We start from the raw sequence: 22,683 nt of genomic DNA on the forward strand, positions 1-22,683 counted from the left end.
ATACTAAAACCAAACCAGAAATTGATGCTGTATTAGGTTTTAATTAATTTTAATAAAAAGGAAATTACATAATGGCAAAGGGGCAATCTTTACAAGACCCATTTTTGAACGCATTACGACGTGAACGCGTTCCGGTATCTATCTACCTAGTTAACGGTATCAAGCTTCAGGGACAAGTTGAGTCATTCGATCAGTTTGTTATTTTATTGAAGAACACTGTCAGCCAGATGGTATACAAGCACGCTATCTCTACCGTGGTGCCTGCACGTCCATTTAACGTGAGTAATCATCACAACACGCCTAACCAGGCGGCGGGTTACAATGCACAACATGACGATAGCGCTGAGTAATTTCCTGAGGAGTTCGCTTTTTGTTTGAACGCTATGAGGCGGGAGAAGCTGCAGTACTTGTTCATATCGACTTTTCAGATGAAGACAGTAGGGAAGATATTACCGAACTTCGTTTACTGGTCGAGTCGGCAGGCGCTGAAACCGTTGGCGTGATCACGGGAAGTCGTCGTTCTCCAGATAGAAAGTATTTTGTTGGTACAGGTAAAGCGGAAGAGTTGGCGGCCATGGTGGCAGCCACCGACGCGAATGTGGTGATTTTTAACCATGCCTTGAGTCCTGCACAAGAGCGTAATCTTGAGCTGATCTGTCAGTGTCGGGTCTTAGACCGTACGACGCTGATTTTGGATATTTTTGCTCAGCGCGCCAGGACCTATGAGGGTAAGTTGCAGGTGGAGCTAGCGCAATTGCGCCACATGTCGACGCGCCTGATTCGTGGTTGGACGCACCTTGAAAGGCAAAAAGGTGGTATCGGCCTGCGGGGACCGGGTGAAACCCAGCTGGAAACCGACAGACGTCTGTTACGTGGTCGCATCAAGACCATTAACAAGCGACTGGAAAAGGTCGATAAGCAGCGTGAACAGAGTCGCCGGGCGAGGCAGCGAAGCGAACTCGCGACCGTGTCCTTGGTGGGCTACACCAACGCCGGTAAGTCGACCCTATTTAACGCCTTGACCGTTTCCGAGGTCTATGCCGCCGACCAGTTGTTTGCGACACTCGATCCGACCCTGCGTAAGTTAGACTTACAAGACGGTTCGGTCATTTTGGCCGACACGGTCGGTTTCATCAGACATCTTCCCCATGATCTCGTGGCGGCGTTTAAGGCCACCCTGCAGGAAACCCGCGAAGCGGATCTTCTGCTACATGTGGTCGACAGTGCTGATGAAAACATGGGCGACAATTTTGAACAAGTACAGTTGGTACTCAAAGAGATTGGCGCCGAAGAGATTCCACAGTTGATCGTCTGTAACAAGATAGATCTCTTGGAAGAGGTGGGCCCTAAGATCGACTATGACAGCGATGGGGTCCCAACGCGTGTGTGGGTTTCGGCCCAGCAGCGACTAGGCTTGGACTTGCTCGAGAAGGCCATCAACCAGTTGGTTGGGCGGGCCGTATTAGAGCTTACCTTGCGTATTCCGGCGACGGCCGGACATTATCTTGGTCAGTTTTATCGACTGGATGTGATACAGCAGAAAGAGTATGACGATCTGGGGAACTGTATCTTATCTGTGCGCTTATTGGAGGCCGATTGGCACCGATTAGCCAAGCAGAGCCAAGGGGAGTTGGAAACCTTTATTGTTGAAACCGCAGCAATAGAGTAGTTTTTAGTAATCTCGTTTATTTCATACACCTATGGAGTGCTAAATGGCTTGGAACGAGCCCGGTAACAAGGGTCAAGACCCTTGGGGAAACAAGAACGGCAATGACAAGGGGCCGCCAGATCTCGACGAAGTATTTAAGAATATTTCGAAGCGTTTTGGGGGTAAAGGAAATGGCGCTGGCGGCGGATTCAGCGCACTAGGTTTTATCATTGTATTAGGCATCGCCGTTGTCGTATGGGGACTATCAGGTTTCTATACGGTGAAAGAAGCCGAGAAGGGTGTGGCGCTTCGCTTTGGTAAATATATTGGCGAAGTAGAGCCTGGCCTACAGTGGAAGGCGACCTTTATCGATGAAGTCTTTCCAGTGAACGTGAGCAACGTTCGCTCAATTCCAGCCTCGGGCAGCATGCTGACCGCCGACGAGAACGTCGTGCTGGTAGAGCTGGATGTACAGTATATTGTGGTCGATCCTTATCGTTACCTGTTCAGCGCGGTTGATGCTAATTCGAGCCTGCGTGAGGCAACGGATAGCGCCCTGCGTTATGTGGTGGGCCACAACAGGATGGACGATATCCTGACCACGGGACGTGATCAGATCCGTCGCGATACCTGGGAAGAGGTTGAGCGTATCATCAAGCCCTACAACCTGGGCATCGAGATCCGCGACGTGAACTTCCTGCCGGCCCGTCCGCCGGAAGAGGTGAAAGACGCCTTCGATGACGCCATTGCCGCACAGGAAGATGAGCAGCGTTTCATCCGTGAAGCCGAAGCTTATTCTCGCGAAATCGAGCCTAAGGCCCGTGGTACGGTGCAGCGCATGGAGCAGCAGGCGAACGCTTATAAAGAGCGTGAGATCTTAGAGGCGCGCGGTAAGGTGGCTCGCTTCGAGAAGCTGTTGCCTGAATATAAGGCGGCGCCGGAAGTGACCCGCAATCGTCTCTACATCGATGCCATGTCTAAGGTCTTATCGGGTACTAACAAGGTGCTGGTGGACTCGAAGGCGGGCAACAACATGATGTATCTGCCGCTGGATAAGTTAATGGAGCAGCGTCCACAGACTAAGACGAGCAAGCCTGTCGAGGTGGACACGGTCAATGACTCAGTGAACAGCATAGTAAATAGTGTTGGCATGCCGTTAGATGGAAGGCCTTCTCGTAGCGACCGCACTCGCCAGGGGAGAAACTAATCATGGGTAGATTATCTGTTATTATTGCGGCCATCTTAGTTGCTATGGGTCTATCGTCCCTGATGGTGGTCAACGAGGGTGAACGCGCTATCGTGTCGCGCTTTGGTAAGATCATCAAAGATGAGGGCGTGACGCGCATCTATAAGCCGGGTCTGCATATCAAGTTGCCGGTGATCGATAAGATCAAGTATCTCGATTCTCGCATCCAGACCATGGATGGCGCGGCGGACCGTTTCGTTACCTCAGAGAAGAAAGACCTTATGGTCGACTCTTATGTGAAGTGGCGCATCAAGGATCACGAGAAGTATTATCTTGCGACCAACGGTGGTAACAAGGTCCAGGCCGAATCGCTACTCCAACGCAAGATAAACAACGATCTGCGTACCGAGTTTGGTCGCCGTACCATCAAGGATATCGTTTCGGGTAGCCGTGACGAGCTGCAGCAGGATGCGTTGAGAAACGCTTCTGACAGCGCGCAGGATCTGGGTATCGAAGTGGTTGACGTGCGTGTTAAGCAGATCAACCTACCTGCCAACGTGAGCTCAAGCATCTACCAGCGTATGCGCGCCGAGCGTACCGCTGTGGCTAAGGAGCATCGCGCTCAGGGTAAGGAACAGTCTGAAATCATTCGCGCCAAGACAGATGCCAGCGTGACCATTCAGATCGCCGAAGCCGAGCGTAAGGCGCTTCAGGTTCGTGGTGAAGGTGATGCCGTGGCCGCTAAGATCTATGCCGATGCTTATAAGAAAGATCCTGAGTTTTACTCTTTCCTGCGTAGCCTAGAGGCTTATCAGGCGAGTTTTGGTAACGGTTCTAACGTTATGGTGCTCGAGCCAGAAGGCGACTTCTTCAAGTATATGAAGGACGCTAACGCTAAATAGTTCTCATTGAGGATTATTAAAATTAAAGCCCGACGAGTTCGGGCTTTTTTATTGCTAATTGTCGCAAGTTGCTAATTTAGCTTTGATTGTTATTCTCGTTTACCATTTTATTGGGTAAAATCTCCCTCGTTTCATCCCGCACTTGCTGCACATTTTCTTCTGGAATGCCCAATTTCCTAACATAGTTAACTTTGTGCTTTGTTTTACTATGATCTGCTTCTAATTTTTGGCTATAATGGGCCCCGCCTCAAATTTGACTTTTGCGCTTTGGGGTAAAACCCCAATTTCAAAAGTTTTTAAAACAAAAATTCCAACACTCTCTGGAGATAAGTGGATGAGCAATGCGCCAGTCGATACCGGACGTCGCAGATTCCTGACCGCAGCAACCGCCGTAGTGGGTGGTGCTGGTGCCGTCGCTGTAGCGGTTCCTTTTATAAAGTCATGGAATCCGAGTGCCAAAGCGAAAGCTGCAGGTGCACCGGTAGAAGTAAATATTAGTAAGTTAGAGCCGGGTCAGCTGATCCGTGTTGAATGGCGTGGAAAGCCTGTATGGGTTGTCCGCCGTACCGAAGAGATCTTAAAAGGTCTTGCTACTCACGATGATCAGTTGCGCGATCCAGCGTCTAACGAAGAGCAACAACCTGCCTATGCGCAGAACGCCGTTCGCTCAATCAAGCCTGAGTACTTTATTGCCGTTGGTCTGTGTACGCACTTAGGTTGTTCTCCAACGTATCTGCCTGATACATTCGGTGAACAGGTTGAAGGCGTCGCTTCTGGTTTCTTCTGTCCATGTCATGGTTCTAAGTTTGATATGGCTGGTCGCGTATTCCAGGGGGTTCCAGCGCCGTTGAACCTAGTTGTTCCACCTCATCAGTACATTGATGACGGCAACGTGATTATCGGTGTCGACCAGGGGGCTGCGTAATGGTTAAAAATATTATCGATTGGATTGATGCGCGCATCCCTATGACGGCTACCTACAACCGTCACGTAGGTCAATATGCGACGCCGACCAACTTCAACTTCTGGTACTTCTTTGGCTCTCTGGCCATGCTAGTACTGGTAAACCAGCTGCTGACCGGTATCTGGTTGACCATGAACTATGTACCAACCGCAGAAGGTGCCTTCGCCTCTGTCGAATACATCATGCGTGATGTTGAGTACGGCTGGCTACTGCGTTACATGCACTCAACCGGTGCATCGGCCTTCTTCGTGGTGGTTTATCTGCACATGTTCCGTGGCCTGCTCTACGGTTCTTACCAGAAGCCGCGTGAACTGCTGTGGCTGTTCGGTATGTTGATCTTCCTCGTACTGATGGCAGAAGCTTTCATGGGTTACCTGCTTCCTTGGGGACAGATGTCTTACTGGGGCGCACAGGTAATTATCTCTCTGTTTGGTGCTATTCCTGTTATCGGTGACGACCTGACACTATGGATTCGTGGTGACTTCGTTGTTTCTGGTGCGACACTGAACCGCTTCTTCGCACTGCACGTTATCGCGCTGCCATTGGTGCTAGTGGTACTGGTGTTCCTGCACCTTATCGCTCTGCACGAAGTGGGTTCTAACAACCCAGACGGTATCGAGATTAAGAAGAACAAAGATGAGAATGGCTGGCCGAAAGATGGCATCCCATTCCACCCATACTACACGGTGAAAGATATCATGGGCGTCGCTGGCTTCCTGATCGTCTTCTGCTACGTGTTGTTCTTCATGCCTGAAGGCGGTGGATACTTCCTCGAGAAGCCTAACTTCGAAGCGGCGAACCCGATGAAGACTCCTGAGCACATTGCGCCAGTTTGGTACTTCACACCTTTCTACGCCATCCTACGTGCGATTCCTGACAAGCTGTTAGGGGTTGTGGGTATGGGTCTAGCGATTGCCGTACTCTTCGTTCTACCTTGGTTAGATCGTTGTAAGGTGAAGTCAATCCGCTACCGTAGCATGATTCATAAGCTGAATATTGGTCAGTTTGCCGTATCTTTCGTTATCTTAGGCTACCTGGGTGCCGTACCTGCGACGCCAACGCTGACAATTGCTGCGCGTATTTTCACTCTGACATACTTCGGTTTCTTCTTAGCACTGTGGCTATACAGTAAGAATGAGAAAACTAAGCCTGTACCAGAGAGGTTGACCCACTAATGAAAAAATTACTGATTGCATTAGTTACATTAGTACCATCTCTTGCGTTTGCTGCAGGTGGTGCCCATGTTCATCTAGAAAGTGCTAACGTCGACCTGAATGACAAAGAGTCGCTGCAACGTGGTCTGGACAGCTTCCAGCACTACTGCTCAGGCTGTCACAGCACTCAGTATCAGCGTTATAACCGTGTTGCCGAAGACCTAGGTATTTCAGTGGACGATATGCGTAACAAGTATATGTTCAATGCCGATGCCAAAGTGGGCGACCTGATGGAAAATGCCATTCCTGAAGTCGACGCGGCGAAATGGTTCGGTGCTGCGCCACCGGATCTGACGCTGGTTGCACGTGTACGTGGCGAAGACTGGATCTACACCTATCTGAAGAGTTTCTACCAAGATGAGACTCGTCCATTTGGTGTAAACAACACTGTCTTCCCTTCAGTGGCTATGCCGCATGTACTGCAAGAGCTGCAAGGTCTGCAGGTTAAGCAAGAAGACGGTAGCCTAGTGGCTACTGGCGGAAAGCTGACTGCCGAAGAATATGATCAAGTCGTTCGTGACATCACAGGCTTCCTGGTTTACTCAGGCGAGCCGGTCAAACTTGAGCGTGAAAGCTTAGGTTGGTGGGTAATGGGCTTCCTGTTTATTTTCTTTATTGTGGCCTACCTCTTGAAGAAAGAGTACTGGAAAGATGTACACTAACCCCCGTTAGAGGTTAGAATATATTATCCGCATATTATAAACGGGGGGCTCTGCCCCTCGTTTGTTTTTGCTTTTTTAGCTTTCATATTTTAAATCTTGGAGGGTATCAATGGCTGTTGCTGCCAATAAACGCTCAATCATGACCCTGTTTTCAGGCGCCGACGATCTCTATAGCCATCAAGTCCGTATCGTCTTGGCGGAAAAGGGAGTGACTGTCGATGTTCTGCAGGTGGATCCTAGTGATATGCCTGAAGATCTTATTGAGCTAAACCCATACAACACAGTGCCAACTTTGGTTGACCGTGAGTTGGTGCTATATAACTCACGCATCATCATGGAATACTTAGATGAGCGTTTCCCGCATCCTCCGCTGATGCCTGTCTACCCGGTTTCTCGCGGTCAGACTCGTCTGATGATGCACCGTATCGAAAACGACTGGTACAGCTTGGTTGATCGTATTCGCAAGGGTGACCGTGCCGATGAGGCGCGTAAAGAGCTGCAGGAAAGCCTGACCGCTATCGCACCTATCTTCAACGAAATGCCATACTTCATGGCCGAAGAGTTTGGCTTGGCCGACTGCTACCTGGGCCCACTGTTGTGGCGTCTACCTGTATTGGGCATCGAGTTGGACAGCCGTACCGCCAAGGAAGTTAAAGCCTATATGACACGTCTATTCGATCGTGAATCATTCAAGGCGTCTTTGACCGAGGCAGAGCGCGAAATGCGCATGGGTATCTAAGATGAAACCTATGACCCCTAACCGTCCTTACCTGTTACAGGCCTATTACGACTGGCTCATGGATAACGAGCTGACCCCTCATGTGGTGGTCGATGCTTACGTGCCCGGTACCCAAGTACCGCAGCAGTATGTGAAAGATGGACAGATAGTGCTTAATATTACCGCCAGTGCCGTGGGTAATTTGCAGATAGGTCATGACTTCATCGAGTTTAATGCCCGCTTCGGTGGTGTGCCGCAGCAAGTGGTACTGCCTATGGCCTCGATCGTCGCCATCTACGCCAGAGAAAATGGTGCCGGAACCGTATTCGATCAGGAAGAAGCCTATCAGCTCGAGGCCGACGCCAGCGACTTGGGGCTCTCCGTAGTCGATGAGACTAAGAGCGAAGAGCCTTCCGCGGAGCAGGAAAAGCCGAAACGCCGTGGTCATCTCACCCTGGTGAAGTAAGCGTCTATTCTGAATTAGACGCATAGACGACATAACGACATAAAAAACCAGCTTAGGCTGGTTTTTTTGTGCCTGTAAAAGGACCGGCTCCGGGGTATGCCTAAGCTACGCCCAAGTTATAGCTAAGCTACACCTAAGCTATTCCTATGGTATGAGCAGGGGAGAGGCCAGGGCAGGGAATGAGGCAATCGAGTCGAGCTCGGTATGCGCCAGGCGTCAGTAGAATGGATGATCCTGTCTGGACTCTGTGTTAGCATCTGCGCCAGAAAAATTTGGCGCAACTCACACCCAATTCATACGAGCAATTTATCCATGATCCTGATGATCGACAACTATGACTCCTTTACCTTCAACCTGGTGCAGTATTTTCAGCAGCTGGGGGAGGAGATAGTCGTCAGGCGCAACGATGAACTCAGCCTCGAGGAGATTAAGGCGCTTGCACCAAGCAGACTGGTGATCTCCCCCGGCCCATGCTCTCCCAATGAGGCGGGTATCTCGCTGGCGGCGATAGAGGCCTTTGCCGGTAAGCTGCCCATATTGGGGGTCTGTCTCGGTCACCAGGCGATCGCCCAGGCCTTCGGCGCTCAGGTGGTGCGGGCCAAGCGAGTGATGCATGGCAAGACAAGTGCCATAGCTCACACAGGCGAAGGCTTGTTTGCTGGGCTGAATCAACCGCTCACCGTCACCCGTTATCACTCACTCTTGGTTGAGCGGCTGCCCGATGACTTTATTCTGGATGCCTGGTTCGACGACCCCGTCTACGGCCGTGAGATCATGGCCATGAGTCGACCCGAGCTAGGCCTGTTCGGCGTGCAGTTTCACCCAGAATCTATCCTGACCGAGCAGGGACTCGAGCTGCTGGCAAACTTCGTCAAGCAGAGCATTCCTTCCAGTAACTAAAAGAGTGCTCGAGCCTAGTGCCACGAGCGAATTAGGCCCATTCTTTTTCAAACTGTTACAAGTTTTATCCCGACCTTATCCCCGTCCCTCCGCCATTTTGTGATATAAAAGGCAGCAAAATAACAAGGTTGGGGCTTTGCCCTGACGATATAAATCATAAGGAAGGACGATGACGGGCGCGTTTCGTGGATTTGGTCTCAGCATTTTGACCCTCACCATCTTGGGGGGCTGTGCAGCCACCCCTTCAACCGATACTCAACAGACTCAGGCGAACACTCAGGCAAGCACTCAGGTGGCGTTAGCCACGCCGCCAAGCGTGGATCAGGCCCTGACACTCAAGCAGATTATGGCTAACCCGGATTGGATGGGGATCCTGGCCAAGGGCGAGTATTGGAGCGACGACAGCCAGTCGGTCTACTTTGCGCGCCAGGCACATCAATCATCGCTGCTGGACTATTATCAACAGCCACTTAATTCGACAGAGGCGGCTAAGCTAGCGTTGGATGCCCTGCACCAGGCGGATCAGCAGTATGGCGTGTTTGACGAGGCGCGTACCCGTAAGGCCTATATCTATCAGGGCAACCTGTTTGTTAAAGATCTGCTTAGCGGGAAAGTCTCGCAGCTGACCCGCCAAAACACTAAGGTGGACGGGGTACGTTTCCTCACCAATGGCGATATCGCCTACTGGCAGGGCGATCAGGTGTTCCGCATTCACGGCGACACTGACCTGTATGAACAGATCGCCAACATCAAGATGGCCAAGCAGCCTAAAGGGGTCGAGGCGCCAAGCAGCTATATCGCCAAGCAGCAACATAGACTGATCCAATATGTCGCCCTCAAGCAGACTCAGGCGAAAGAGAAAGAGCAGTATCAGGCGGAATTGGCCAAGCAAGATCCCACCATGAGCGCCAAGACTTGGTACCTGGGTGACGAGGAGACAGTTTCGCAGATGAGCCTGTCACCGGATGGCCGCTATCTGCTGCTGTCACTGGTGGACAAGAACTACAGCTGGCGGGCCGAGCATGACATCATGCCTAACTACCTGGGTAGTCAGGGTTATGTGGATGCCGTACCTGCAAGGGCGCGTGTGGCCGAAGATAAGTATCCCGGCGAGCGTCTGGTACTTTTGGATCTCGAGCAGCATGAGAAGCGTGACATCACCATCGAAGGGCTCACGGGGTTCGATGAAGACGTTCTGGCCTCGGTGAAGGCAGAAAATGCCAAGGCCAAGGGCGAGACTTATAAGAGTGAGAAGGCGCCGCGTAAGGTGCAGCTGATGCAGGACTGGGGCTGGACCCAGAGCGCCATGCAGTGGCAGGCTAAGGACAACAAGGTCGCCATCATGCTCGAGGCTGTGGACAACAAAGACAGATGGATCGCGACCCTCAACCTCAAGTCGGGCTCGCTCAAGACCCAGCACAGGCTGCACGACGATGCCTGGGTGAACTATAACTTCAACCAGTTCGGCTGGTTGCCAGAGAGCGATACCCTCTATTACCTCTCGGAAGAGACTGGTTATTCGCACCTCTACCTTAAGGCCAGCGACGCCAAGCCACAGGCCCTGACTCAGGGAAAGTATGTGGTCAGCGATATTACCCTAGGCCCTAAGGCCGAGTATATCTACTACAAGGCCAACAAAGACCACCCGGGCATCGACAATGTTTATCGTGTCAAAATCGCCGACGGTCAGAGCGAGCAGCTCACCCAGTGGGATGGTCAGCTGGATTACAGCCTGAGCCCAGATGGCAGCAAGCTGCTACTCAAGGCCTCTCGTCGTACTCAGCCGAGCGAACTCTATGTGCAGGCGATTGGCGGTGAGCTAAAGCAGCTGACCCACTACACCTCGGATGCCTTCAAGCAATACCCTTGGCAGGCCCCAGAGGTGGTTAAGGTGCCATCTAGCCATGGTGCGGGCGATGTCTATGCCAGGGTCTATCTGCCACAGGGCTTCGATAAGTCACGCAGCGATAAGTACCCTGCGGTGATCTTTAACCATGGCGCCGGCTATCTGCAAAATGCCCATTATGGTTTCTCAGGCTACTTCCGAGAGTTTATGTTCCACAACCTGCTGACCCAACAAGGCTATGTGGTGATGGACATGGACTATCGCGGCTCTAAAGGTTACGGCCGTGACTGGCGTACGGCGATCTACCGCAACATGGGCCATCCAGAGGTGGAAGATCTGAAAGATGGCGTGAGCTGGATGGTGGCCAATACCCATGTGGATGGCCAGCGAGTGGGCACTTATGGTGGTTCTTACGGTGGCTTCCTGACCTTCATGGCGCTGTTTACCGAGCCAGAGCTGTTCCAGGCCGGCGCCGCGCTACGTCCCGTGAGCGACTGGGCGCACTACAACGCGCCATACACCTCTAACATCCTCAACACGCCTGATGTGGATGCCATCGCCTATGAGCGTAGCTCGCCTATCGAACACGCCCAGGGGCTGCAGAAGCCGCTGTTGGTGATGAGTGGCGTGCTGGACGACAACGTCTTCTTCCAGGACAGCGTGCGTCTGGTGCAGCGCCTGATTGAGCTGGAGAAGCCGATGTTCGAGACCGCCATCTATCCGGTCGAGCCTCACGGTTTCCGTCAGCCATCGAGCTGGCTGGATGAATACCGCCGTATCTTCAAGTTGTTCGAGCAAGAACTGAAATAACGACAAGGGCCTCAATAGAGGCCCTTTTTATTGCTAACTTATCACTGTTAAGTCAGGGATTTGGTGTAATATATGCCTTAAGCATCCAGATTGCTGAGGAGAACAGCTTAGGTGGCAAAGTCCATTGCCGGCGGGGTCCGTCCGGGGATCATCATAGATATCGAACACAGGCTTCTGAAACAGATCATCAAAGGTAAGCAGAAGGCCGTGGCCTCCATGTTTGATGACTTAGATAGAGAACTGGAGAACGACGCCAATAAGCTCGCCATCGAGCGTGACGCCGTGTTTGAGCGCCTCTCAAAGCAGATCCAGGCCAGGCAGGTGTTCGAGGCGGTGTCCAAGCAGCTGATCACTACGGTCAATAGCACACTGGACAATCAACTGGCCTCGCCAGAGCTGCTGATACAGCACTCGGGCATCAACGCCAGTCAGATGTTGATACTTGAGCTGTTACAGCAGAAGAACCTGGATCTGAGTCGGCTGCGCCTGTTGATCGCCGATCTGCCCTGGCTGGCGCGGGATCTGACCAACATGGTCAACAGCCCCTCGTTTCGCCATAAGCGCCAGCAGCGATCCGATGTGAAGGTGACCGAGATAAAGCTGGTACTCAACTTTATCGGTGTGGAAAACCTCAGGCTTCTGATCCCATATTATTGTCTGCGTAACTGGCTCCCAACCGGGCATGCTAACTTGCTCTGGACCACACGCAAGCTGTGGCGCTACGCCATGATAACCGGCATCGCCGCCAAGGCCCTGGCGCAGCTCAATGAGCAGGACATGGCAACGGCCTACACCAGTAGCTTGTTCTATCAGTTGGGGATCTCAGTGGTGCTCAAGAATGGTGCCAAGGTCTACGAGAATATCTGGGGCAACTGGCTGAGGGAAGCCAGTGGTAGTCGCGATAAGGAGCTACATGACGCCGTATTGGCTACCGAGTTTCCCGCCGAGGATATCTATCAACAGGTGCTGCACCATGCCCATACCCTCAACTGGCGTTTGCCCGAGCTGCTCGATTTCTCGGCCAGCAGTCTGACGCAAACCCAGAGAGAGCTGGACACTTGCCTGAGTTACAGTGAGCTCTCCACCGAGGCCGCCCTGGTTGCTAGGGCTAGCTGTTATGCCAAGGTGTTGATGCTCGAGGAGATGCGGTTGATCTCGCCCAAGGAGAAGCAGATGATGTTCGACTACTATCAGCTCTCCGAGCAGGAACAGATCCGTCTCAAGGGGCAGAACTACCGTAAGCTAGATCTCTACTAGTCGATAGCGCGTAGAGCATGGCTCATCATCCCGGCGCCCCAGATATGATTTAACGCGGCGCCTTCTCCTTACCTCCCCCCCTTTTTTTTGTCACCTATCCTAATGATATGTATCGCATCATTCGGCTTTCCGTCAGAGCCTAGCAATCGTCTTTAATCCTTGATTGAAGCCAGTCAGAGCCTATGGTCAACACGGCTCTTGAGAAGGAGCAGTCATTTCGATGGTTTTAGTATGCTTTGCTATGGAAATGTTTTACTATCCAGACCACGTCAAAACATGACTTTATATTCATAAAATTCACATTGTTACGCGGAATTGTGGTCGATAATTTTTTTTCTGACTATTTATGCTCAAGGCTAGGTTATAAACGCTTGTATAACCTTTAAGCTCAAATCTTTATGCATTTGTTATGCACATGCTAAGAAGGCGATATGGTAGGAACTGGTATTTTGATCACGTTTTCGCTATTAATGTCCCCCTAGATAACAAAATAACCGTCACCGAAAGGCTTGGCTTTTCGGAAAAAGACGGGTACGACAGGCGATTGAAGCCTTCGGCAACATTGAAAGGATGAGTAGAATGAGCGTAAACCAAAAGCTAACCCGAGCCCAGTTTGATGAAGTAATGGTGCCTAACTATGCACCTTCGGCGGTGATCCCTGTCCGTGGTGAGGGTAGCCGTGTTTGGGACCAGGAAGGCAAAGAGTTTGTCGACTTCGCCGGCGGTATTGCGGTGAACTGTCTGGGTCATTGTCATCCAGCGCTGGTTGGCGCCTTGAAAGAGCAGGGTGAGAAGATTTGGCACCTGGCTAACGTGATGACTAACGAGCCAGCACTGGCACTGGCGACCAAGCTGGTTGAAGCCACCTTTGCAGAGAAGGTTTATTTTGCTAACTCAGGCGCAGAAGCCAACGAAGCGGCCCTTAAGCTGGCCCGTCGTTACGCCTTGGACAAGTTCGGCGCCGACAAAGATCAGATCGTCGCCTTCGATAAGGCCTTCCACGGCCGTACTTTCTTTACCGTAAGCGTGGGTGGCCAGGCGGCCTATTCAGACGGCTTCGGTCCTAAGCCACAGTCTATTACCCACCTACCATTCAACGATATCGCGGCGCTGGAAGCCACGGTATCTGACAAGACTTGTGCCATCATGCTCGAGCCACTACAGGGCGAAGGCGGCATCATAGACGCCGATCCCGAGTTCCTGCGCGCCGTACGTGCCCTGGCCGACAAGCACAACGCCCTGGTGATCTTCGATGAAGTTCAGACAGGTGTTGGTCGTCTGGGTGAGCTTTACGCCTACATGCGCACCGAAGTCACGCCGGATATCCTCACCACAGCTAAGGCGCTTGGTGGCGGTTTCCCTATCGCGGCTATGCTGACCACCACAGAGATCGCCTCTCACCTTAAGATAGGTACCCATGGTTCGACTTACGGCGGTAACCCATTGGCTTGTGCCATAGGTAATGCGGTACTGGACGTAGTTAATACCCCTGAGGTGCTTGATGGTGTTAAACGTCGCGAGCAGCTGCTACGTGACGGCTTGAACAAGATCAACGAAAAGTACCATGTGTTTACCGAGGTTCGTGGCCAAGGCCTGCTGTTGGGCGCCGTGCTTAACGAGCAGTACCAGGGTCGTTCAAAAGATTTCTTGGTTGCCGGTATCGCTGAAGGCCTGATGAGCCTGGTTGCCGGTCCAAACGTGATCCGCTTTACTCCTTCTCTTGTTATCCCTGAGGCAGATATCGCCGAGGGGCTTGCTCGTTTCGAACGTGCAGTAGCCAAGGTTGTAGCTGGCTAAGCGACGGCATAAGCGCGGGGTAACAGCCGCGCTTTTTTGTCTGAAAGAAATACTTGAACCTCAAGCGTGGCATGTCGGTCTTAATTGTTAAGGCTGTCTGCGTTTGAACGACAAGGACAAGTGAGGAGACCCGAAGATGTTAATTATCCGCCCCATACGATCGAGCGATTACGATGCCTTGTATCAGATCGCCATCGAGTCAGGTCATGGATTCACGTCTTTACCCGTCAATGAAGAACTATTAAGAAATAAGATCGCCCGCGTGGAGGCCTCGTTCGTCAAAGAGATCGAGAAGCCCTTCGACGAGGGTTATCTTATGGTGCTGGAAGACACAGAGACTGGCGAAGTGGTCGGTACCTGTGGCCTCGAGGCCGCGGTCGGCATGGTCGATGCGTTCTATCACTATCGCCTGGGCACAGAGGTCTACTATTCAGAACAGATCGATGTGCGCAACGAGGTGGAAACCCTGACCCTGTGTCACGACTACACGGGCGCCGCCGAGCTATGCACTCTGTTCTTGCGTGATACCTACCGCAAGAACAACAATGGCCGCATGTTGTCCCGCAGCCGCTTCCTCTTCCTGGCACAACATGCCGAGCGTTTCGGTGAGACTGTGATCGCCGAGATGCGTGGCGAGAGCGATGCCGAAGGCAACTCGCCTTTCTACGGCTGGCTGCAGAAGAACTTCTTAGGCATAGACTTCGTGCAGGCCGACTATCTGTCGGGCCTGGGGCAGAAGGCCTTCATGGCCGAGATGATGCCGAAAAACAGCGTCTATGTCTGTCTATTGCCCGAAGAGGCGCAGAAGGTGATCGGCGAGGTGCACACCAACACTCGTCCGGCGCTCAACCTGCTGCAGGCAGAGGGCTTTAGATGTCGCGGCTATGTGGATATCTTCGACGGCGGCCCGACGGTCGAATGTAACTTAAACGATATCCGCTCGGTGAAAGAGAGTCGTCTGCTGACGGTCAAGGTGGGCGAGATGCCTGCCTCGAGCTGTAGTTTTATTATCTCAAATACCTTGTTAGCGGGTTACCGAGCCACCTCGGCCAATCTGATGGTCAGCGACGAAACCGACGAGGTGATTCTTTCTCCAGAGCTTGCCGGTGCACTGCTGGTAGCCGAAGGTGAACAGATCCGTGTCTTGGCAATGTAGGAATTTATAATGAGTCAATTTATTAACGGCCAGTGGGTTGCCGGTCAGGGCCATGATGTGGTCTCTAAGAACCCAGCAAATCAAGAAGTTATCTGGGAAAGCAAGACGGCGACTCCAGAGCAGGTTAACGCAGCGGTTGAGGCGGCGCGCGCCGCTCAGTTCGACTGGTTCATGCTGGGCTTCGACGCCCGCCTGGCGATTGTCGAAGCCTACCGCGATCAACTCGAGGCGCACAAGGGCGATATCGCCGAGGTGATCGCTCAGGAAACCGGTAAGCCACAGTGGGAGACCGCCACCGAAGCGGCGGCCATGATCGGCAAGATCGGCCTGTCTGTTGCTGCCTATCACAAGCGTACCGGCACCACAGAGAACGATACACCGGCCGGTCGCGCCGTACTGCGTCATAAGCCACACGGCGTGGTGGCGGTATTTGGTCCCTATAACTTCCCGGGCCACCTGCCAAATGGCCATATAGTACCTGCGCTGCTGGCGGGTAATACCGTGGTGTTTAAGCCATCTGAACTGACTCCTAAGACGGCCGAGCTGATGCTTAAGCTGTGGGAAAAGGCGGGTCTGCCGGTTGGCGTGATCAACCTGGTTCAAGGGGAAGTGGAAACCGGCAAGGCGCTGGCCTCACACCCACAGATTGACGGCCTCTTCTTCACCGGTAGTTCGCGCACCGGCCATATCCTGCATCAGCAGTACGCGGGTCACCCGGGTAAGATCCTGGCGCTGGAGATGGGCGGTAACAACCCGCTGATCATCAAGGGCGTTAAAGATACCCTGGCTGCGGTTCACGATATCATTCAGTCGGCTTACATCTCGTCGGGTCAACGCTGTACCTGTGCCCGTCGTCTCTACGTGGAGAAGGGCGCCGAGGGCGATGCCCTGCTGGCTAAGCTCGCCGAGGCGGTTAAGCAGATCAAGGTGGGTCCTTGGAACGCGCAGCCACAGCCATTCATGGGTTCTATGATCTCTGAGGCCGCAGCCAAAGGCATGGTGGAAGCTCAGCGTAACCTGATCAACCTGGGCGGTACGCCGTTGGTTGAGCTTAAGCATCTGGAAGCCGGTACCGGCCTCGTATCTCCTGGTCTTATCGATGTGACTCAGGTGATCGAGCTGCCAGACGAAGAGTACTTCGGCCCACTGCTGCAGGTGGTGCGCTACACAGATTTCGACGAGGCGATCAAGCTGGCGAACGACACCCGCTATGGCCTCTCTGCCGGTATCCTGGCGGACAGCCGCGAAGACTACGACTACTTCCTGGCGCGTATCCGTGCGGGTATCGTCAACTGGAACAAGCAGATAACAGGTGCATCAGGTTCGGCACCTTTTGGTGGCGTTGGCGCCTCGGGTAACCACAGGGCGAGCGCCTTCTATGCCGCCGACTACTGTGCTTATCCGGTCGCTTCGGTCGAGGCCGATGCCCTGGCCATGCCTGCCAGCCTGAGTCCGGGTCTGACCCTTTAGTAAACAAGCATGGGAGTGGGCGTCTTGTCTGCTCCCATTTTTATAGGCGTACACGAAAAATCTCGTTGTACTTATATCGTGAAAACAAACAAACCGGCGCGATAACGACCGGTAACACGATGATGTTAAGGAAGAAATTGATGCATACCGATGTAAACCAGCTATTTGCCGCCCTATGGGACGACTATGTTGAAATGACCCCCTCAGCCGCCAAGGTACACCAGCTATTGGCCAAGGGTGAGACCATCATCAACGATCATATCGCCCTGCGTACCTTCAACATTGCCAAGGTGAACCTGAGCGTTCTGGCGAAGCATTTCGAGTCTCTGGGCTATGTGGCCTGTGGCGACTACGACTTCGAAGCCAAGAAGCTTAAGGCTAAGCACTTCGAGCATCCGGATCCGACTCAGCCTAAGGTGTTTATCTCTGAGCTGATGGTCGAAGCCTTCAGCCCTGAGCTGCAAGCCATTGTTCATGGTCTGGTAGAGCAGGTGGATGAAGCCGCGACTACTGCGGATAACTTCCTCTACTCTGGCCGTCACTGGGAGCTGGATTACGCGACCTACGAGCAGCTACTGGCCGAGAGCGAGTACGCGGCATGGGTGGCGGCGTTTGGTTACCGCGCAAACCACTTTACCGTGTCGATCAACCACCTGCCTGGATACAACACCATCCTTGAGGTGAACGACACCCTGAAGCAGGGCGATTTCGTGCTGAACAGCGTCGGCGGTGAGGTGAAAGGGTCGGCGGACGTACTGCTCGAGCAGTCATCGACCATGGCCGACAAGGTTAATGTGGCCTTTAAAGACGTCCAGAAGACGATTCCAAGCTGTTTCTACGAGTTTGCCTTGCGCTACCCTAAGGCAGACGGCGAGCTATACACAGGCTTCGTAGCGGCCTCTGCGGATAAGATCTTCGAGAGCACCAACAACGCAGGTTAATCCTGGGGTGAATCTCTGACAGCAAAAAGCCGATGCACTGCATCGGCTTTTTTGTTGCGCCAAAGGCGCTGTTTTAACTGGGTCTCGAAAGTTATCCGTTAAAGCCTATCCCTTAAAACGTATCCTTTAAAGGCTATCCCTTAAAACCTAGGGTGATCTTCAGTCCGCCCAGCTGCAGGCTATGCTCGAAGGCTAGGCTTATCTCATATTGCTCGGCAATATCCTTAACGATTGAGAGCCCAAGGCCGTGACCCATGATCGCCTCATCCAGGCGCTTGCCCCTCTGGGTCAGCTGGCTGAGGGCCTCGTCGGCAACGCCCGGGCCATCATCTTCTATGGTCAGCAATATCTGCTCATCGGCTTGCGTCGTCGACACCGCCACTTTGCTGTCAGCCCACTTGAAGGCATTGTCCAGCAGGTTACCGATAAGCTCCATGCCATCTTCTCTATGGATGGGTAGGCGGTGGATGTGGGTATCGAGATTAAACTGGCAGGCGATCGCCTTATGGCCGTGCACCTTAGTAAGGGTCTGCGCCAGATCCTGCAGATCTTTGGGCAGCTGCATCTGGGCCGCGGGTAACATGTCGCCGGTGATCCGCGCTGCCGCCAACTTGCGCTCTATCATCTTGTGGATCTGATCTAGCTGGGCCTGCATGGCTGCGGCCGCATCGGGATCTTTCAGTCCCAGCACTTCCACCTGCTGCTGCATCACCGCCAGCGGCGTCTTGAGGCCATGGCTGAGGTTGCCCAGGTTGTTGCGGCTGCGCTCCATCTGCTTACTCGAGTATTGCAACAATTCGTTGTAGGTCTGGGCCAGTGGCGCCAGTTCAGGTGGGATCTTGCCGGTATCCAGCGCGGTGATCTCGCCCTCCCTGAGCTTCATCAGTGCCCGCTGCATATCGTTGATCGGCTTGAAGGATTGCCTTAGCAGAATGAAGATCCCCGCCACCATGGCCAGCAACATGGCCAGGTTGACCGACAGCTTAGTGCCGTAGACCTGGGAGAATACCTGACGGCCGATACTGAGATCCTGGGCGACCGTGAGCGTCGCCTGCACCTTGGCATCGGCGCTGCTTAGCCCCAGGGAGAGTAGCTGGATGTCGTGATTCTGCGGTCCCTTGGTCTGCCATACCCGGGTCTGGCCCTTGGTGAGCGGCTCTATCTCCAGGCGTTGATCCCACAGGGAGCGGGATCTGAGCTCGATATCCTTGAGGTTGAGCTGGTAATAGCGCCCGGAATAGACCGGCTTGTAGAAGTTAGAGACCTGGTTGGGATCTATGCTGATGTCGCCGTTGTCGAACTGAATAGCTAGCAACACCTGTTCTAAATCCTCTTCGAGGCGGTCGATGATAGAGTCGTGAAACGCCTGGCGTAACATGGACTCGAAGATGACGATCGCCACGAAGGTGGAGATGATGACTAAGGCCGACAGCCAGAGGCTGAGCTTAGTGCGGATCGATATCATGGCTTGAGGCCGTGGAAGATATAGCCCTGTCCGCGACGGGTCTCGATGGCCGTCTTACCCAGCTTCTTGCGCAGGTGAGTCACATAGACCTCCACCACGTTGCTCTCTTTCTCATCGTCAAACTGATACAGCTTGTCTGTGAGCTGCGCCTTGGAGAGCAGCTTCTTGGGCGACATGAGGAAGATCTTCAGCAGGCGAAACTCCATGGCGGTGAGCTCGAACTGCTGCTCGCCAACGGTGACGCTCTGCTGGCCCTCGTCCAGGGTGACGCCCTCGAAGCTCAGCTCCTTGGTGGGGCTGTTGGTCTTGCCGTGGGCGCGGTTGATCAGGGCGTGAATACGTGCCAGCAACTCCTGGCTGTGGAAGGGCTTGCCCAGATAATCGTCCGCACCGGCGTTGAAGCCTTCAACCTTCTCGTGCCACTGACTGCGGGCGGTGAGCATGATCACCGGCGTGTTTATGCCCTGGTTGCGCCAGGTCTCCAGTAGCTGGAGTCCGTTGCCGTCGGGCAGGCCGATATCCAGGATGACACAATCATAATGAGTTTCTTTAATCAGGTAGTCGGCTTCGGCGGCTCTGTCTGTGACATCTGTTACATAGCCGGCCTGTTTCAGCTGTTTGGCAAGTTCATCGACCAGTAGGGTGTTGTCTTCGACCAGCAGCAATTTCATCGTCTTTCTCTACCTTAGCGCAGGAGGCGCTTCTGTCTACAGGGAGGCGGCCAACTCGCATCGGCCTGAATTGATAATACACTTTTTCACCCTAAGCGGATATTTCGGCGCTAGTTTTTCTGTGGCACGCAGGCTGGGGGCAGGGGCTTTTGGTCGCTGTGCCGACCCGTGGTGGCATCGATATCCAGGGAGATAAGTTCGCCGTTAGCCGTCTTGATCTGGAGATCGTATTGCCATTTGCCTTGGGCATGAAACAGGTGGGCGTCTACCAGCTTGCCATAACAAAAGGTTTGTACCTGGCTGAGGGTGAGGTCGAGGGAGAGGATCTTGCCTTCGTTGACCAGGGCCTTGGCCTGGTTGTGTTCCAGTTCGATAGCGGCGTTGGCGGCGGGACTGAGCTGTGAGCAGACACTAAGCAAGAGGGTGCTGATAACGACGGTCGGTTTCACTAAGCTGTCCTAAAAAAATGGCCTGACTAAGGAGTCAGGCCACTTTAACTAAGATCTATTAAATCTAACTTAATGTTAGCTTATCGGGTACCGTAAACCACGATAGTTTTGCCGTGTGCTTGGATCAGATTCTGCTCTTCAAGCATCTTGAGGATACGGCCCACGGTTTCACGAGAACAACCCACGATCTGACCAATCTCTTGGCGAGTGATCTTGATCTGCATGCCGTCTGGATGCGTCATGGCATCAGGCTGCTTAGCCAGGTGCAGCAGCGTCTGTGCGATGCGACCGGCAACGTCCAGGAAGGCGAGGTCGCCCACTTTCTGGCTGGTGCTCTGTAGACGGTAAGCCATCTGAGATGACAGCTTCATCAGGATCTCAGGGTTAACCTGGATAAGCTGCTTAAATTTCTTGTAAGAGATCTCAGCGATTTCACAGGCTTGCTTGGCACGAACCCAAGCAGTACGTTCGGCTTGTTCTTCAAACAGACCCAGTTCACCGATGAAGTCACCTTGGTTCAGGTAAGAGAGGATCATCTCTTTGCCTTCTTCATCTTTAATCAAGACGGCAACAGAACCTTTCACTATGTAGTACAGAGTGTCTGAGTCTTCACCCGCATGGATCAGAGTGCTTTTGGCTGGGTATTTATGAATGTGACAGTGTGATAAAAACCATTCCAACGTTGGATCAGGTTTAGGCTTACCAATCAGAGCCATGCCTATGTTCCTCGACTGATTAATGTAAATACAAGAATATGCTAAATAAGCAGATTACGTCAATTAGGCCCAAAAAACCTCGTCAGAGATCAAATTATGGCAATAAGTATGCAGCCAATAACCTAATTTACTTTGCTGTCAGTAGTGGGAGTTTATTTTGATACATTAGTAATATATGTCAACCAATACCTTAGTCAGGCCAGTTTATTTGGCCGACAATGCTGCCCATATCACATCTGTCTACGTCTATTTGCCGGGCCAGGGGGATAAAGCCGCTAATTTTCATGCAGTAAAATACGGTTTTTACTCGACTTGGCGGGGGGATTATTGATAGTGTTAGTCTCTGCGCCGGCGCATCAGACCCGGGCCGGGGCAGCTCAAAGTGGTGACTATTTCGTGCCGTATTCAGAAGGCGCGAACTGGTGAAGGAGAGTCTTGAATCGTGACAAAACATGTTTGGAAATTGGCCGCAGGCCTGCTGGCGCTGTTTGCCGTGCAGCAGCAAGCCCTAGCGTTTTCTGTCCCCGCCACCGAAGCGGCGGCGCCCGCCAGTAAACTGGCCCATATTCAGCTTAAAGCCAGCCAGGGTGAATCTGAGGCGCAATTTCTTCTCGGTTTAATGTATCTCTCCGGTCGTTTCGTCGAGCAGGATCCTCAGCTGGGTGCCAGCTGGGTCGAACGTGCCGCACAGACGGGCCACAAGAAGGCGGCTCAGACCATAGCCGATCTGGCCTTCGACGGTAAGATCATTCCAAGAGACCTGGCGCTGGCCGAGCGCTGGTACTTGAGCCTGGCGAGCGAGCAGGACAAGTGGGCGCAGTTCCGCCTGGGCTTCATCTATGCCGCGGGTGGCAACGGCGTGGCCCGCAACTGCGGCAAGGCTGTAGACAACTTCATGGCCGTGGGGGATGAGATCGCCCTGGGCAATGTGGTGTGGATCCTCTCTACCTGTCCTGAGGCCAAGTATCGCGACGGCGGTAAGGCCCTAGCCATCGGTAAGGGGCTGGTGGAGGCCAACAAGCAAGACCCAACCAACCTGGATAACCTGGCCGCGGCCTACGCCGAGATAGGCGACTATAGCGCGGCGGTGGATCTGCAAAAGCAGGCGATCAAGGCGCTCAAGCAGACGGCCGAGTTCGATAAGTCCGATGAATTTGAATTGAGGCTGGAAAACTATCGGCAGCAGAAGCCTTACCGTGAAGTGGTGCCCCTGTCACAGTAGTTCTGCTTTCAGTCATTATTGGCTTTAGTATCACTTAAACGTCGACTCTGGTCGGCGTTTTTTTATGCCTGGAAGCTCTATGTTTTAAAACTTTGGCCTTGAAGCATTAGTCTTGAAATTTTTAAGCCTGAAATGGTTAGGAAGGTAACGCAGGGAGATTAAGGTAGAGTGGCGTGCAAGAGGAGGTGTCGGGACGCTAGCATACTCGAGGAAGCAAACAGAT

21 protein-coding genes are annotated in these 22,683 nt (G+C 52.9%); 17 read left to right on the top strand and 4 right to left on the bottom strand.

Features of this window, described 5'->3' with window-relative positions; genetic code table 11:
* Nucleotides 1-71: 71 nt before the first annotated feature.
* The 16 genes from hfq (at nt 72) to L2731_RS02495 (ending at nt 17,937) form a co-directional block, all read left to right on the top strand.
* Nucleotides 72-350, top strand: coding sequence for an RNA chaperone Hfq (hfq, locus tag L2731_RS02420; protein WP_041508368.1), 279 nt, complete (start codon nt 72-74; stop codon nt 348-350).
* A 20-nt stretch (nt 351-370) separates the two neighbouring features.
* A complete protein-coding gene (gene hflX, locus L2731_RS02425) occupies nt 371-1,669 on the top strand; it encodes a ribosome rescue GTPase HflX (RefSeq protein ID WP_041508369.1) in 1,299 nt (432 codons plus the stop codon).
* Between the two features lie 43 nt (nt 1,670-1,712).
* Complete coding sequence (gene hflK, locus L2731_RS02430) at nt 1,713-2,855, top strand: FtsH protease activity modulator HflK (RefSeq protein ID WP_239852632.1); 1,143 nt, start codon at nt 1,713-1,715, stop codon at nt 2,853-2,855.
* A 2-nt stretch (nt 2,856-2,857) separates the two neighbouring features.
* Entirely contained in the window at nt 2,858-3,736 is an 879-nt protein-coding gene (gene hflC / locus L2731_RS02435) for a protease modulator HflC (protein ID WP_144199732.1), read from the top strand.
* Between the two features lie 334 nt (nt 3,737-4,070).
* A complete protein-coding gene (gene petA / locus L2731_RS02440) occupies nt 4,071-4,661 on the top strand; it encodes a ubiquinol-cytochrome c reductase iron-sulfur subunit (RefSeq protein ID WP_041508372.1) in 591 nt (196 codons plus the stop codon).
* Nucleotides 4,661-5,875: a cytochrome b gene (locus tag L2731_RS02445; protein ID WP_041508373.1), complete on the top strand. Its 1,215-nt coding sequence runs from the start codon at nt 4,661-4,663 to the stop codon at nt 5,873-5,875. Before petA ends, L2731_RS02445 begins: the two co-directional genes overlap by 1 nt.
* A complete protein-coding gene (locus L2731_RS02450) occupies nt 5,875-6,576 on the top strand; it encodes a cytochrome c1 (RefSeq protein WP_041508374.1) in 702 nt (233 codons plus the stop codon). The genes L2731_RS02445 and L2731_RS02450 overlap by 1 nt, the downstream gene beginning before the upstream one ends.
* Before the next feature lie 109 nt (nt 6,577-6,685).
* Nucleotides 6,686-7,315, top strand: a complete 630-nt coding sequence (sspA, locus tag L2731_RS02455; RefSeq protein WP_041508375.1) for a stringent starvation protein SspA — start codon at nt 6,686-6,688, stop codon at nt 7,313-7,315.
* Between the two features lies 1 nt (nt 7,316).
* Nucleotides 7,317-7,760 carry a ClpXP protease specificity-enhancing factor gene (locus L2731_RS02460; protein WP_249251682.1) on the top strand — a complete coding sequence of 148 codons (444 nt, stop codon included), beginning with the start codon at nt 7,317-7,319 and terminating at the stop codon, nt 7,758-7,760.
* Nucleotides 7,761-8,072: 312 nt separating this feature from the next.
* Nucleotides 8,073-8,660, top strand: coding sequence for an anthranilate synthase component II (locus L2731_RS02465; protein WP_249251683.1), 588 nt, complete (start codon nt 8,073-8,075; stop codon nt 8,658-8,660).
* A 169-nt stretch (nt 8,661-8,829) separates the two neighbouring features.
* The gene (locus L2731_RS02470; RefSeq protein ID WP_249251684.1) at nt 8,830-11,316 is read left to right on the top strand and encodes a S9 family peptidase; all 2,487 of its coding nucleotides are present in this window, start codon (nt 8,830-8,832) and stop codon (nt 11,314-11,316) included.
* A gap of 111 nt (nt 11,317-11,427) precedes the next feature.
* Nucleotides 11,428-12,573: an HDOD domain-containing protein gene (locus L2731_RS02475; protein WP_239852619.1), complete on the top strand. Its 1,146-nt coding sequence runs from the start codon at nt 11,428-11,430 to the stop codon at nt 12,571-12,573.
* A gap of 579 nt (nt 12,574-13,152) precedes the next feature.
* The gene (locus L2731_RS02480) at nt 13,153-14,370 is read left to right on the top strand and encodes an aspartate aminotransferase family protein (RefSeq protein WP_249251685.1); all 1,218 of its coding nucleotides are present in this window, start codon (nt 13,153-13,155) and stop codon (nt 14,368-14,370) included.
* 136 nt (nt 14,371-14,506) lie between these two features.
* Nucleotides 14,507-15,526, top strand: a complete 1,020-nt coding sequence (gene astA / locus L2731_RS02485) for an arginine N-succinyltransferase (RefSeq protein ID WP_041508380.1) — start codon at nt 14,507-14,509, stop codon at nt 15,524-15,526.
* A 9-nt stretch (nt 15,527-15,535) separates the two neighbouring features.
* A complete protein-coding gene (astD, locus tag L2731_RS02490; RefSeq protein WP_249251686.1) occupies nt 15,536-16,996 on the top strand; it encodes a succinylglutamate-semialdehyde dehydrogenase in 1,461 nt (486 codons plus the stop codon).
* Between the two features lie 140 nt (nt 16,997-17,136).
* Nucleotides 17,137-17,937, top strand: coding sequence for a DUF1338 domain-containing protein (locus L2731_RS02495; protein WP_220044176.1), 801 nt, complete (start codon nt 17,137-17,139; stop codon nt 17,935-17,937).
* A gap of 133 nt (nt 17,938-18,070) precedes the next feature.
* Here the strand turns inward: L2731_RS02495 and L2731_RS02500 are convergent, their stop codons facing one another.
* The 4 genes from L2731_RS02500 to crp form a co-directional block, all read right to left on the bottom strand.
* On the bottom strand, nt 18,071-19,402 hold the full coding sequence (locus tag L2731_RS02500) for an ATP-binding protein (RefSeq protein ID WP_249251688.1): 1,332 nt from the start codon (nt 19,400-19,402) through the stop codon (nt 18,071-18,073).
* Nucleotides 19,399-20,073, bottom strand: a complete 675-nt coding sequence (locus L2731_RS02505) for a response regulator (RefSeq protein WP_249251689.1) — start codon at nt 20,071-20,073, stop codon at nt 19,399-19,401. Before L2731_RS02505 ends, L2731_RS02500 begins: the two co-directional genes overlap by 4 nt.
* A 110-nt stretch (nt 20,074-20,183) precedes the next feature.
* Nucleotides 20,184-20,522, bottom strand: a complete 339-nt coding sequence (locus L2731_RS02510; protein ID WP_415837008.1) for a PepSY domain-containing protein — start codon at nt 20,520-20,522, stop codon at nt 20,184-20,186.
* 80 nt (nt 20,523-20,602) lie between these two features.
* The gene (gene crp, locus L2731_RS02515; RefSeq protein WP_011864391.1) at nt 20,603-21,238 is read right to left on the bottom strand and encodes a cAMP-activated global transcriptional regulator CRP; all 636 of its coding nucleotides are present in this window, start codon (nt 21,236-21,238) and stop codon (nt 20,603-20,605) included.
* 442 nt (nt 21,239-21,680) lie between these two features.
* Between crp and L2731_RS02520 the strand changes: the two genes are divergently transcribed.
* Nucleotides 21,681-22,460 carry a tetratricopeptide repeat protein gene (locus tag L2731_RS02520; RefSeq protein ID WP_415837009.1) on the top strand — a complete coding sequence of 260 codons (780 nt, stop codon included), beginning with the start codon at nt 21,681-21,683 and terminating at the stop codon, nt 22,458-22,460.
* The last annotated feature ends 223 nt before the right edge of the window (nt 22,461-22,683 follow it).

Origin of the sequence: Shewanella aquimarina (assembly GCF_023349185.1) — a bacterium.
In the GTDB taxonomy this organism is placed as follows: domain Bacteria; phylum Pseudomonadota; class Gammaproteobacteria; order Enterobacterales; family Shewanellaceae; genus Shewanella; species Shewanella aquimarina.

Excerpts from the sequence above, each read along its gene's own strand:
- hfq (WP_041508368.1), top strand. The coding sequence starts at position 72 with ATGGCAAAGGGGCAATCTTTACAAGACCCATTTTTGAACGCATTACGA.
- hflK (WP_239852632.1), top strand. The coding sequence starts at position 1,713 with ATGGCTTGGAACGAGCCCGGTAACAAGGGTCAAGACCCTTGGGGAAAC.
- hflC (WP_144199732.1), top strand. The coding sequence starts at position 2,858 with ATGGGTAGATTATCTGTTATTATTGCGGCCATCTTAGTTGCTATGGGT.
- petA (WP_041508372.1), top strand. The coding sequence starts at position 4,071 with ATGAGCAATGCGCCAGTCGATACCGGACGTCGCAGATTCCTGACCGCA.
- L2731_RS02445 (WP_041508373.1), top strand. The coding sequence starts at position 4,661 with ATGGTTAAAAATATTATCGATTGGATTGATGCGCGCATCCCTATGACG.
- L2731_RS02450 (WP_041508374.1), top strand. The coding sequence starts at position 5,875 with ATGAAAAAATTACTGATTGCATTAGTTACATTAGTACCATCTCTTGCG.
- sspA (WP_041508375.1), top strand. The coding sequence starts at position 6,686 with ATGGCTGTTGCTGCCAATAAACGCTCAATCATGACCCTGTTTTCAGGC.
- L2731_RS02460 (WP_249251682.1), top strand. The coding sequence starts at position 7,317 with ATGAAACCTATGACCCCTAACCGTCCTTACCTGTTACAGGCCTATTAC.
- L2731_RS02465 (WP_249251683.1), top strand. The coding sequence starts at position 8,073 with ATGATCCTGATGATCGACAACTATGACTCCTTTACCTTCAACCTGGTG.
- L2731_RS02470 (WP_249251684.1), top strand. The coding sequence starts at position 8,830 with ATGACGGGCGCGTTTCGTGGATTTGGTCTCAGCATTTTGACCCTCACC.
- L2731_RS02480 (WP_249251685.1), top strand. The coding sequence starts at position 13,153 with ATGAGCGTAAACCAAAAGCTAACCCGAGCCCAGTTTGATGAAGTAATG.
- astA (WP_041508380.1), top strand. The coding sequence starts at position 14,507 with ATGTTAATTATCCGCCCCATACGATCGAGCGATTACGATGCCTTGTAT.
- astD (WP_249251686.1), top strand. The coding sequence starts at position 15,536 with ATGAGTCAATTTATTAACGGCCAGTGGGTTGCCGGTCAGGGCCATGAT.
- L2731_RS02495 (WP_220044176.1), top strand. The coding sequence starts at position 17,137 with ATGCATACCGATGTAAACCAGCTATTTGCCGCCCTATGGGACGACTAT.
- L2731_RS02500 (WP_249251688.1), bottom strand. The coding sequence starts at position 19,402 with ATGATATCGATCCGCACTAAGCTCAGCCTCTGGCTGTCGGCCTTAGTC.
- L2731_RS02505 (WP_249251689.1), bottom strand. The coding sequence starts at position 20,073 with ATGAAATTGCTGCTGGTCGAAGACAACACCCTACTGGTCGATGAACTT.
- crp (WP_011864391.1), bottom strand. The coding sequence starts at position 21,238 with ATGGCTCTGATTGGTAAGCCTAAACCTGATCCAACGTTGGAATGGTTT.